Source organism: Nostoc sp. CENA543 (assembly GCF_002896875.1).
Lineage (GTDB): Bacteria > Cyanobacteriota > Cyanobacteriia > Cyanobacteriales > Nostocaceae > Trichormus.
In genome coordinates this window covers 2,913,895-2,926,240 of sequence record NZ_CP023278.1, presented here as the reverse complement: position 1 = coordinate 2,926,240, position 12,346 = coordinate 2,913,895, and the positions used below count along the sequence as shown (strand labels likewise).

9 protein-coding genes are annotated in these 12,346 nt (G+C 40.8%); 2 read left to right on the top strand and 7 right to left on the bottom strand.

What is annotated here, in order from left to right; translation table 11 throughout:
* Positions 1 to 229 precede the first annotated feature (229 nt).
* A complete protein-coding gene (locus tag CLI64_RS12045) occupies positions 230 to 967 on the top strand; it encodes a DUF429 domain-containing protein (RefSeq protein ID WP_103137453.1) in 738 nt (245 codons plus the stop codon).
* A gap of 64 nt (positions 968 to 1,031) precedes the next feature.
* Here the strand turns inward: CLI64_RS12045 and glgP are convergent, their stop codons facing one another.
* The 6 genes from glgP to mnmE all read right to left on the bottom strand — a co-directional run bounded on the left by glgP (position 1,032) and on the right by mnmE (position 10,877).
* On the bottom strand, positions 1,032 to 3,596 hold the full coding sequence (gene glgP / locus CLI64_RS12040; protein WP_103137452.1) for an alpha-glucan family phosphorylase: 2,565 nt from the start codon (positions 3,594 to 3,596) through the stop codon (positions 1,032 to 1,034).
* A gap of 593 nt (positions 3,597 to 4,189) precedes the next feature.
* Positions 4,190 to 4,513, bottom strand: a complete 324-nt coding sequence (locus tag CLI64_RS12035) for a hypothetical protein (protein WP_103137451.1) — start codon at positions 4,511 to 4,513, stop codon at positions 4,190 to 4,192.
* A 391-nt stretch (positions 4,514 to 4,904) separates the two neighbouring features.
* Entirely contained in the window at positions 4,905 to 6,887 is a 1,983-nt protein-coding gene (locus CLI64_RS12030) for a primary-amine oxidase (RefSeq protein ID WP_103137450.1), read from the bottom strand.
* Between the two features lie 512 nt (positions 6,888 to 7,399).
* Positions 7,400 to 8,170: an SDR family NAD(P)-dependent oxidoreductase gene (locus CLI64_RS12025; RefSeq protein ID WP_103137449.1), complete on the bottom strand. Its 771-nt coding sequence runs from the start codon at positions 8,168 to 8,170 to the stop codon at positions 7,400 to 7,402.
* 629 nt (positions 8,171 to 8,799) lie between these two features.
* Complete coding sequence (locus CLI64_RS12020) at positions 8,800 to 9,138, bottom strand: hypothetical protein (RefSeq protein WP_103137448.1); 339 nt, start codon at positions 9,136 to 9,138, stop codon at positions 8,800 to 8,802.
* A 347-nt stretch (positions 9,139 to 9,485) separates the two neighbouring features.
* Entirely contained in the window at positions 9,486 to 10,877 is a 1,392-nt protein-coding gene (mnmE, locus tag CLI64_RS12015; protein WP_103137447.1) for a tRNA uridine-5-carboxymethylaminomethyl(34) synthesis GTPase MnmE, read from the bottom strand.
* A gap of 239 nt (positions 10,878 to 11,116) precedes the next feature.
* Between mnmE and CLI64_RS12010 the strand changes: the two genes are divergently transcribed.
* Positions 11,117 to 11,317, top strand: a complete 201-nt coding sequence (locus tag CLI64_RS12010) for a hypothetical protein (RefSeq protein WP_103137446.1) — start codon at positions 11,117 to 11,119, stop codon at positions 11,315 to 11,317.
* A 14-nt stretch (positions 11,318 to 11,331) separates the two neighbouring features.
* Here the strand turns inward: CLI64_RS12010 and CLI64_RS12005 are convergent, their stop codons facing one another.
* Positions 11,332 to 12,189 carry a Uma2 family endonuclease gene (locus CLI64_RS12005; RefSeq protein WP_103137445.1) on the bottom strand — a complete coding sequence of 286 codons (858 nt, stop codon included), beginning with the start codon at positions 12,187 to 12,189 and terminating at the stop codon, positions 11,332 to 11,334.
* Positions 12,190 to 12,346: the final 157 nt, after the last annotated feature.

The window sequence follows — 12,346 nt, the reverse complement described above, 5'->3', positions numbered from 1 at the left end:
TCTACGAGAAGGCTTGCGCCTACAAAATTCAAAATTAAGAAAATGGGACTCAGCATAGCTTTTGGCGTTTGCATTTGAATCGCATTTTTTGTGAATTGGTATAAGTTGCAGCTACACAAACACAGCCTGCTTCCTAACGCCAATCAATTTTTACCTTTCGGTGATTGCGCTCTTATTCCCAAGCTTTGATTTCTTGGAGTAAAGTCTCAATATCTCTAAGGCGAAATATATGAAATTTATTGGTGTTGATTTGGGTTGGAAATCTCAACCTAGTGGGTTATCTTGCTTACAATTAACCAAAGGAAAATTAGAGTTAGTTGATTTAGAACGACAAGATGCGATCGCCGATATTTTAAGCTGGATAGATCATTGGGTAAAACCAGACGAATCTGCACTCATCGCTGTAGATGCACCTACCCTCATTCCTAACGCCACAGGTAGCCGTCTCCCCGATAAACTAACTCACAAATACTTTGGCAAATATCACGCCGGCTGTTATCCCGCTAACCAAAATCTCCCCTTTGCAGAACGGACTATTAATTTTGGCTTAGAATTAGAATCCCGTGGTTATCTTCATGCACCGGAAATTACACCGCAAACACCAGGGAGATATCAAATTGAAGTCTTTCCCCATCCCGCTATAGTGCATTTATTCGGTTTAGAACGCATCCTTAAATACAAAAAAGGGCGTATCAGTGAACGCCGCTTAGAATTAATCAAATTACATCAATATATTGTGGAAATTCTGCCTCAATTTGAGCCTGCTTTATCTATCGGTAGTTGGTTAACTGATGAAATTCCCCACACAGGTACAGAACTCAAAGCCACAGAAGATAAACTAGACAGCTTAATTTGTGCGTATGTAGCTGCTTATTGGTGGTACTGGGGAGAACAACGCAACCTGGTACTAGGCGATCGCACCACGGGCTACATTGTTATCCCCAAGGGATTGGGAACTGGGGACTAGGGACTGGGGATTGGGATCAAATAAATCTCCCCCTGCGCCCTGCACCCCTGCACCCCTTTCTTAATTACTCCGCCCAAGCAATCAATCTTGGTTCATAAAGGCTAGACAGGTGTGGGTGTTTGGGTAATACCCGTAAAGACAAACCTTGTAAACCAGAGGTGGTGTAAACGATATCAGCAGTGTAAACACCTAAGCCGTTTGTATCCTGTCCTTGGTAATCCATAACGACAGGGACAGCGTTAACTATCTCACCGTTGGCATCAATTGCGCCTTGATATAGTTCTACTTGCACATCTTCATTGCTTAAAGTGGCCAGGTCAACTTTTGCTTTTACACCCACAGTTTGATTAACTTCTATATCTGCACTTGCAGATACATCAATATCTTTGACTCTGATGTTAAACCAATGATCACCAAGTTTTGCTTTCCAAGCTGCTAATTCCTTAGCTGGAGCATATTGATCAGATTTTAAGGTGTGGTAGCGATCGCTAGCTGGGAAATATGCCCGTTCAGCGTATTCTCGCACCATGCGCGCTGTATTAAAGAAAGGACAATTCAAGCGAATCGCGTCTTTCATTTTGGCTACCCAAGGACGGGGTAAGCCATCATCATCGCGATGGTCATAGAATAAGGGTACTACCTCTTTTTCCAATAAATCATAGAGGGCGTTGGCTTCTACTTCATCTTGATAGTTGGGATCTTCGTAGTTTTCGCCGTGACCAATTGCCCAACCTGTACGTACATAGTCGGCTTCATCCCACCAACCATCTAGCACACTCAAATTAGGTAAGCCATTCATAGCGGCTTTCATCCCACTAGTACCGGAGGCTTCACGGGGACGACGGGGAGTATTTAACCAGACATCACAACCAGCTACCATCAAGCGGGAAATGTGAATGTCATAGTTGGGAACAAACACGATTTGTTTTTCTAGGTGTTGTTCGCGGATAAAGTGATTGATGTCGCGGATGAGTTCTTTACCGGGAATATCTTTCGGGTGTGCCTTCCCAGCAATGACGAATTGCACCTTACGGCCTTTGTTACCTAGTAAAATGCGCTTAATCCGTTCAATGTCACGCATCCACAGGGTAGCGCGTTTGTAGGTAGCAAACCGCCGGGCAAAACCAATGGTTAAAACATTGGGGTCGAGAACTTCTTGGGCTTGGGCAATTTCCGAGGGAGACGCACCGCGATCGCGTAGATGCTTGACTAAATGATCCCGTACATACAAAATCATATCCAAGCGGCAACGCTCGTGATTACGCCACAACTCCTCATCGGGAATTGCTTCCATTTTCTCCCACATGGGGCTATCTGGTGGTGTTGATGACCAATTGGGGCCTAGATAGCGATCGTATAACTCTTGAGTGGATTTCGCTACACAACTGCGGGCATGAACACCGTTAGTAATGGCGGTAATTGGTACTTCGTCTACAGGGACTTTTTTCCATAACCCTTGGAACATCTGACGGGAAACTACGCCGTGTAGTTGGGCAACACCATTAGAAGCCGTAGCCATCTTTAAAGCCAGCACTGCCATACTAAAGGGTGCAGATAAATCGCCTGTATTTTCTCTTCCCAGACCTAAAAATTGCTCTTTGGGGAGATCAAAAATATCTGCGTAGTAGCCCAAGTAATGCAAAATCTTATCGGGAGGGAACAAATCAATCCCCGCCGGCACTGGTGTATGGGTGGTGAAAATATTACTGGACATCACCACCTGTTTAGCTTCGGCGTAACTTAATCCCTGTTCTTGAATTAATGTCCGAATGCGTTCTAGGGCAGAGAAGGCGGCGTGACCTTCATTCATGTGATAAGCGGTGACTTCATAGCCCAACGCCTTCAACATCTGCACACCACCAATCCCCAGCATGATTTCTTGGTGGATACGCATATCAATATCGCCACCATACAACTGATCTGTGATGTCGTGGTCGTAAGGGTTATTGGGTTCAATGTTGGTATCTAGCATATACAGAGGGACTGTTCCCACCTGTACGCGCCACACCCTGGCGTAGACCTTCCGCCCTGGATAATCTACGGCAATCCGCAGTTCTGAACCGTCGGGATTGCGTTCTAGGTGCAAGGGCATATTGTAGAAATCGTTAATCGGATAACGTTCTTGCTGCCAGCCATCCACATTGAGATACTGGGCAAAGTAGCCTTGCTGATACAGTAAACCCACTCCCACAAGTGGTAAGCCCAAGTCACTGGCAGATTTGAGGTGATCCCCCGCCAGTACCCCCAAGCCTCCAGAATATACCGGTAGACAATCTACCAATCCAAACTCAGCCGAAAAATAGGCGTAACATTCCTTTGGCTTCTGACTGCGCTGTTTCTGATACCAAGTGCGTTCCTGCACATAATCTTCTAATTGACGGGCGGCACGATCCATTTGCGCCAGGAAGCCTTCATCTTCGACCACTTCCAAAAGCCGCGCTTGGCTGATTGTACCTAACATCAATACTGGGTTATGGTGGCTAGATTCCCATAAATCCGGGTCTAAGCGGCGAAATAAATCTTTAGTCTCAACATTCCAATCCCAGTGTAAGTTGTAAGCCAACTTCCGCATTGGTTCTAGTCTTGGCGGTAGTGAAGGAGAAACGTTGAATGTGCGAATCGGCTGCATAGGTTAGCAAAGTTCCTAGTATAGCTATGGCTATTGTTGACTGTCTTTATCCAATGTTGCCAATTCTTTATACTATGTTTGTAAAATACCTCTGACTTTGTTAAGCAATGAAAATTACCAAAGGAGATTGGCTATTAATTAATCCTCGTGGTATTTCCTGCTATTATCCCATCTGAAAAATTTATACTGACGTTGCGGAAAACTTAATTATTTTTTTAGATATTTGCTACTATCCAGAGGTTCTGTGAACAATTATTTAGTAGGGATAAATGAAGCGGCAGGGGTCGGGTTAATGTGATTAAAATTTATCTTTGCTGGACATGAGGACTAATATTTGATTTATAAAAAAACTCCGTCATGTTCTCTGTTTCCTTCTTGAGCAAATGATTTCAAGAATCACAGCAGACTCTGAAATATATTTAACCCAAACTTACTGGGTTAGAGATTGACTCTGTTGTTCTTGATCCCAAAATAATAATTATATTTATGTAGATACGCGATAAAATCTGCTGTTTTGAGCATTTTAAAATTTTGGCAAAACAACAATATCTGGAGTTTGTTGAGTCTCAGCCTCATCTACAATAGATGAAATTTCATGTACCGAGAGACGGTTGTTCAGAAGTGTTTTTAGTCATACTCAAAGCCACGGCGGCGGCAAAAGTCATTTCGGCGGCGACTTGGTAAGCCATTTTGATACTCGCTTTATTTTCCTGATTGGAAACAGGTAAGTATCTTTTTTGACGATGTGATTCCCGTTGGACTTTACCAGAAGCGATCGCCCGTTGCAAAAGAATGAGCGCGTCTACATCTTCTGAGTCATAATTAAGTTGTAAAAGTGTGTTAATTTGATTTTGGTCTGTAATTCCTAAGTAACCAACGCTTAAAGCTTGTTGAGCAATTTCTTTAATTAAAGCCATAATTTCCGTCAAAATTGTGCGTTAACTGTGATTTTGAAGACATGGAATAAAGCAGCAAGCATCAAGAGATATCATCCTAATTGCCAATGAGGATATCATGTTAGCCACTGCGATGATGACTGTCTTCAAAATTTATAATGTCAGATGTCAACAACACATCACCCTATTGGATTACCCAATAGGGTGATTGACAAATTAGCTTGAATCATGAATGGGGCGAGGCGGAAGCTATAAGGAAAAAAATTTTTTGTTTAATGTACTACATTTATTATTTATTAACACACAGTAGTCCTATCTCATTGATGAGAATTCCGGCTATCCAGATTACCGACTTTTTTGAGAAGTCGGTAATCTTGTTTCTTTGTTAGTTTTCTGTTGTTGTCTTTCGATACTACTCAGCTAAATTAATTGCCGGATTACGACTAAAAAATCCTCTAGGAGAGAGTTTAAACCCAAGTTTATGAACAGGCATCACCGGCCAGTCTTCTGGTTTAGGTACGTGAGTAATCCCTATAGTATACCAAACAACAATATCTTCACCAGTCAAAGACTCATTATTAGCGATATATTTTGGTAAACCTTCCCCTGGTGCAGTTTGATTGGGATAATCACCCCCAGCATATAATTCTTGGGGTTGATATTTTGTTACCCAAAAATGATGGGTAGCAAAACCAGCTTTTTGGCGAATTTTTGCCCCTTCTACTGAAAACATCACAGTATTACTTCCTGGCATTAACATATATGCAGGTGCAGATCCTAATGTATTCTTTTTCTCTGCACTAACAATCATCCATTCACGACTATGTTTGATATCTGCATCGCGGACGGCAGCTTTTTCAGTTGTTAATGGGGTATCTTCGACGACAATGGCATTGCCTACAGGATTATTCTTACCGATGGGTAAACTGTTCACGTTCATTTCCATGACGGAATTCGCTTGTCCATCAACATCCATATCTAAACGGTAGTTGAAAAAGTGTTGATGATTGACTCCAAAGGTATTTTTTGCCAACATCCGTCCATAGGCATTATCAAACTTTTCCTGTGCCGCCGCCGTTCCCTGTGCCAAAACAATTCCTGATAAATCGTTTTCTACTTCAATACTGCCATCTTGATGGAAAATCCAGTTAATGGCGTAGTCATAGTTATCAACAGCAGCCGTCATCGTTAAGACTAACTCGCGGTTACGGCGCACATCATTACGTTGGGTATTATACTCATAGTGCTTCCACAAGATACCGCGATCGCGCTCATAAATTCCCACGACTCCCGGCATAGTATAAGGTTCGCCCTCTTCATTGGCAAACACCGCATCTAGTAAAACCCCATTTTCTGGGACTTCCTTTCCTATCTCCATTGTGTTGGCAAGTAATCCTAGATTATATTCCCCCACATCAAAAGCATTTCTAAATGACCATGCGGGGTTAGGATCACCGTAAGGAACTACCATTTCCGATAAACCAGCGCGGTACAGCACAGGACGCTCATTTTCGCCGTCTTTGTAGGTGACTTGATATAACACCAGTCCACTACGGGGGTGCATCATGTAACGAAATTTCCACCCCTGCCAAGTGATTTCATTCCCCTTGATTTGAAAAGTTTTACCTTGGGGTTGGAGGATTTTTAAAAGTTTTGGCGGTGACAGCAGTTTACCTAAAGACTGTAAATCATAGTTCCAATTAGTTTGGGAAATGGGAACTACACCCTGGTCAATAAAACTGCTAACAGTGTTAGTGTTTAAATTAACAGTCGCTAGTACACTCTCAATGGGACTGCCGTAATAATTCCAATTGTCACCCCTGTAAAATAATAAAGTCCGGCAAATCCGACTACCTGCGGCGGCTTCTTCCTGGCTTAAAATTCCCGCCGCCCAACAACTAATCTGTACTTGATTAAAATCTGTAATTCCCCGCTTTTTCATTGCTGCTTGCCATCGCGGGTCAGATTTGACTACTTGCCTAGCAATTTCGTATTCTGATGCCAGAATTGATGGCTGGACGTTGGGAATCTTTTTCCAAGAAGTGATTTTTTGAGTTTTAAGGTCAACTGTAGCCTCATAGGTTTTATTCTGTACTCTCTCATAGACCACTAAAAAAACTTGGCGTGTAAATGATTGACCTGCTGTAAATTTCAAAACCTCGGTTTTATCTGGTTCGGCTAAGGTGATGAGGGGGAAAGCCGCCATATCAGTTAAAGGTTTTTCCTTTCTAATCACTTCTACAGCCGTTTTAATTTCTGCTGCTGTTAACGCTGTGAGGGGATGGGTAATCGTTGGCTGTTGTGCTGTAACTGTCCCTATGAACTTCAGTGAGAGAGCAAAGCAGACGATAATGGTAATAATTAAACAAAAAAATAACCTGAGCCGTTTATTCATTCTTGAGCATCTGGAAACAACTTGATTGTTATTTATTTCCAGAAATTAGCTACAAAACAGAATCGAACTGGAATTAGACTGTATATACCCAGAAAACTGAGAAGTTTGCTATCTGGCTGGTGGTAACAGGTTGTGAAAATACTTCCCAAAGCACAAAAGTAGGAAAGTTAATCTCTTGATTTCTTACGAATAGTTTTTATAAACCTTCTCAATCAATGCTTCTGAAAGCTAATGTGGTATATCTCTATTGCACAGTCGAACCTTGATTGCGATCGCTTTATTTCATGATAATATCTACACGGATTTTATAGAGAAATCAGCATGAAATAAACGCCACACTTACCTTAACTGAAAAATTAACAGAAAAGATGACAATGATCAACAGCCTTAAAGAACTAATTAACGTTTTCTGTTGAAGTAGGATGAAAGTTAAGAAAAATATATTTTAGAAGACCGCAGCCAATATTGAGCATATAATTTAGCAACAAATTTGCTATTTATTACCGTGGTATTTACCAAGGCAATCTATTACCATCCCATGAAAAGAATTGCCCACTATCACTTTTTTGTAATTTTTCCATAACTGCTAGTAACTGATTCACAGTACGTTCAACGGAGAATAGTTTTTCTACTGCTACATTGCGTTGGAATGGTCGAGAAAGTTGTGTATCAGTTGTACCAGGATGTAAAGTTATCACTACAGTATTAGGACAACTTCTACCATACTCAATCGCCACATTTTTCATCAACATATTAAGTGCTGTTTTTGAGGCTCGATAACCATACCAGCCACCAAGCTGATTATCGCCAATACTAGCTAGTTTAGCTGATATGGTAGCAAAAATAGCAGGCTCATGATTACGAAATAAAGGCAAAAGATGTTTAGCTAGAAGTACAGCACCTATACTATTTACTTGGAAGTAACGTAATAAATTATCTGGATTAATTTGTCTTAGGCTTTTTTCCGGTTGTAAATCTCCGTCGTGCAGTAATCCGACACAGTTAATTACTAAGTTCAATTTATCAGCTTGAGTACGGATTTTTTGTATAGCTTCAGCAATTTGTAATTCATCAGTAATGTCTAACACTAAACAAGTTAGACGATGAGCATATTTATCTGCTAATGCTAGTAATTCAGCAGCAGATTCTGGTTGGCGATACGTTGCATAAATATTAATGATTCTTTCATCTTCTAGTAATTGCTTGACGAAACCTAATCCAATACCTTGACTCGCTCCTACAATTAGGGCATTACCATGATTAATTTCAGCAAAATAAGACATATGAATATTAATTTATGATTTAGGTAGTATCTCTATAAAATTACCACTTTGTCTATCACAAATTACTATAAATTCACTATTGGGCATTCTGAGGAATATGGGAATCATTTCCGTTGGTATTTCCCATAAAATACCTCCGTCTACCAGGGACTTCCAGAAAATAAATTATCCAATTTCCCAGAGAAGACATCGTTATTTTTCCCCCTGCTCCCTGCCCCCTGCCCCTCTGCCTACACAGTGATAGTATATTTTTTAAGTTGGAAGTCCCCCATACCAACACCGGGTAATGCGATGACTGTAATCTCTCCTGGTTTTAAACAACCGAGAACTTTAACTGGAATATTATCAAACATAATACGGCTGCTATTTTTTTAGGTTTTTAAGAGGTGCGTTATTACACCCTAACACACCCCACTTATAGCAGTCCTATCTGATTTGTGAGAACTCGCGGTGTCCAGATCCCCGACTTCTCAAAGAAGTCGGGGATCTTGTGTCTCATGATGATTTAGGACTGCTATATCTACCTATCTGTTTAAAAATAAAATAGAACAACCATACTTTAAAAGTACACATTTTTTTTTAAATGTGTACTTGTATTGTTATTTATTTTAAATGGAAGTCTAATGCTATCAATACATCAATGATATTGATTTATTTACATTAGAATCATCCTGAAATGACTGAGATTTTTTTTGGAGGAATAGTTTTTCTTGTTGCTTGGGTATTTGTGGATCATATTTCAAAATATTGTCCGTTAATTTCTGATTTATTTTTGTTAAAAATCTAATTTCTGCTTCAAATTTCTCTCTTCCTTGAGTGAAAAACGTTGTTTCCCTGATGTTGATGTAACTACTAGGAATCTGCTGCACCTCATTAGCATCTACTGGTGTAGATAAGATTAATCCTGATGAAAAAGCAGTTAAAGCTATAGCAACTTTGGAGAATATCTTAGATGAAGTCATTTTCATACTATTGCACCTACGCTAACCTAACTTATTTATTTTTCAAAAAAATATATAACCAGAAGCTTTTTTTATTAGAAACGCGATATTACTATAATTATGAATTTAATATTAAGAATTTAAGATATTTTCATGTTGTAATGAAGATATACGTACTCTCTACTGACAGTATACAATATATTCAAAACAGAAAAATTACAGTGAGAACAAAATATAGCTTTTAAAGCAAATTATCAGTATTACTTGACATTTACGTGATACATCATAAATAAGTTAAAATATTTACATTCTTCTAATACACATATATATGCTGTATGGTCATATAGGGATGTGTATTTTTGTGGGTTTATAATTTACTTACCAATACAAAATCTACTGAAAATTCTATCAAGAACAGATTCAGTTACTTCTTCGCCAGTGATTTCTCCTAGTGCTTGAATTGCACCTCTTAAATCAATTGTCCAAAAGTCTAAAGGTAGTTGCTGGTTAATTGTGGCTTGTACTTGCGTTAGAGAAACCTTAGCTTGAGTAAGTGCAGCAGCTTGTCTTTGATTAATCGCTAAATCCATATCAGCCGCTTGTACTTTACCGGCTTGAACTATATCTAAAATTGCGGTTTCTAGAGCATCAATGCCTTGATTTTGGGCGGCGGCTGTGTGGACAATGTGAGTAATATTGTGGGCAGATTCTACAGAGTTAATGAATTGCTGTTTTACTAAGTCGATTTTATTCATTACTAAAATTAATGGACGGTGTTGTACTTGTGCGTAAATTTCTTGGTCTTCATCTGTCCAACCTGTAGCAGCATCGATGGTGAACAAGACTAAATCTGCTGTGTTGGCGGCTTGGCGCGATCGCTCAACCCCTATTTTTTCTACTCGGTCGGCTGTTTCCCGAATGCCTGCTGTATCTAGCACCTGTATGGGAATTCCCCCCACCACAAGCTGTGACTCTACGACATCGCGAGTTGTGCCAGGTAAGTCAGTAACAATGGCGCGATCGCTCTGACTCCAAGCATTCAACAAGCTGGATTTGCCCACATTCGGACGACCCACAATTGCTACTTTTAACCCTGTACGCAGCAGTTCACCTTTATCTTTTGTGGCTAATAATTTGGTAATTTCTGCGGCAATGCGCTCAATATCTGCTATTATCTGTTTATCATCCAACGGAGGCAAGTCTTCCTCAAAATCGATACGAGCCTCAATTTCTGCCAAAATATCCAGACAGTTAGCGCGTAATTGTCGGATGGGATGAGCTAATTTTCCCTGTAAACCAGCTAGAGCAGTTTGAGCCGCCTGAAGTGATTTCGCACCGACTAAATCAGCAATACTTTCTGCTTGGGTTAAATCTAATCTGCCATTCAAAAAGGCGCGCAGGGTAAATTCTCCAGGCTGTGCCAATCTTGCACCATTTTCTAAACAAAGTTGCAACACTTGCTGCACAGCCATAATTCCGCCATGACAATGGAATTCCACCACATCCTCACGGGTGTAAGAACGGGGTGCTTTCATGATGAGTAACAAAGCCTCATCGACAAGCTGTTGTGTTTGGGGATGGCGAATGTAGCCGTAGAGAATCCGGTGACTTTCCCAAACTTGTCGCCCTGGCGCATAAAACACAGTGTGAGCAATAGTCATGGCTTCAACACCAGACACCCGCACAATACCCACACTACCCTGTTGGGGGACAACAGCCGTAGCGATCGCAGCAATAGTTCCAGTCGTGGCGAATTGTTGAGACATAGGGGGAAGGGTGTAAGGGTGTGGGCGTATAAGGGTGTAGGAGAAGTCAAGGAAAAACTATTGACTAGCCTTTATTCTCAAATGGTAAGTATTTAGACTAATTTGAGATCATACAGCAAGGTAAAATCTATCTGTAAAGTAGAAAATCACAACAAAAGAACCAAAATCTACTTTTCCTAGTCCCCAGTCCCCAGTCCCCAATCACCAGTCCCTATTTTAGAGTCAGAGAGGAATTGACAGTGGAGCAGAAAATTAACTGCGCGCAAGCCTGCATTAACGGTTGTGTTTTAGGGGATAAATGCCCAAACATTGAGTATAGAGAAGCCGCATCAAAATTTATCGCTGAGACTTCTTTGGATAGAATGCTACAAATTGCGGAAGAACGTCTCAAGCGGAAAATGACAGAACCACCGAAATGGGTTTTTCCTGACGAACAGTAGATAACCCTGGAAAATTAAATAGTATTTGGATCTATACCTAATTCTCGCAGCTTCGCCTCCAAGCGATCGCTGCGTTGTTTTTCTTGTTCAGCACGTTGCATTTCTTGTTCAGCACGCTGTTTTTCTTGTTCAGCACGTTGCATTTCTTGTTCAGCACGCTGTTTTTCTTGTTCAGCACGCTGTTTTTCTTGTTCAGCACGTTGCATTTCTTGTTCAGCGCGTTGTTTTTCCTGTTCAGCACGTTGTTTTTCTTGCTCAAAACGCTGCATTTCCAGGTGTGCGACTTCAGCTGGTGTCAGCACGAGTTCACCGTCAGCTGTGTAGAACCGTAAACTCTGCTGTTCAACCCCCAAATATAACTCTAACTGCTGACTCCATAACCTACCTTGGGGGTTGGGTGTTATTGGCTCATATTTACCAGCCAGTAAAACAAACCCAACGAATTCTAAATTATTGGGATCAAACCAAAAGTATTCCGGCGTGCGGAATATGTCTTGGTAGATTTGTTTTTTCAAGCCTCTATCAGTAGACGAAGTAGAATCTGATAGTAGTTCTATAATCACATTGGGATACTTCCCGTCTTCTTCCCAAACAACCCAACTTTTACGGGGTTTGCGTTCTGTTCCCAGTACCACGAAGAAATCAGGGCCGCGAAAATGTTCTGATTTTAACTGTCTTGGACTGTAAAAAATAGTGAGATTACCAGCCGCAAAAAAATCATTGCGGTCTTGCCACAACCATTCTAAGGTGTTTAATAACAGGATTAATTGCTGTAAATGTAAATAACTTTCCAAAGGCGGCTCATCACTGTATAAATCCCCTGGAGGAAAGATAACATATTCTGGGTTTGTTAAATCTTCAGCTACAGACATGGCAGCAAATCTCTCAGTCCTATAAGTTTAGCCTAACAAAAATATATATAGGGAATAGGGCATTGGGCATTGGGCATTGGGCATTAGGCAGAGGGTATGAGAAATACTGTCTACCTTGTCTACCTTGTCCCCAGTCCCCAATCCCCATTCCCCACTC

Bases quoted from the DNA above. Each gene is read 5' to 3' on its own strand.
- CLI64_RS12045 (WP_103137453.1), top strand. From the start codon at position 230: ATGAAATTTATTGGTGTTGATTTGGGTTGGAAATCTCAACCTAGTGGG.
- glgP (WP_103137452.1), bottom strand. From the start codon at position 3,596: ATGCAGCCGATTCGCACATTCAACGTTTCTCCTTCACTACCGCCAAGA.
- CLI64_RS12035 (WP_103137451.1), bottom strand. From the start codon at position 4,513: ATGGCTTTAATTAAAGAAATTGCTCAACAAGCTTTAAGCGTTGGTTAC.
- CLI64_RS12030 (WP_103137450.1), bottom strand. From the start codon at position 6,887: ATGAATAAACGGCTCAGGTTATTTTTTTGTTTAATTATTACCATTATC.
- CLI64_RS12025 (WP_103137449.1), bottom strand. From the start codon at position 8,170: ATGTCTTATTTTGCTGAAATTAATCATGGTAATGCCCTAATTGTAGGA.
- CLI64_RS12020 (WP_103137448.1), bottom strand. From the start codon at position 9,138: ATGAAAATGACTTCATCTAAGATATTCTCCAAAGTTGCTATAGCTTTA.
- mnmE (WP_103137447.1), bottom strand. From the start codon at position 10,877: ATGTCTCAACAATTCGCCACGACTGGAACTATTGCTGCGATCGCTACG.
- CLI64_RS12005 (WP_103137445.1), bottom strand. From the start codon at position 12,189: ATGTCTGTAGCTGAAGATTTAACAAACCCAGAATATGTTATCTTTCCT.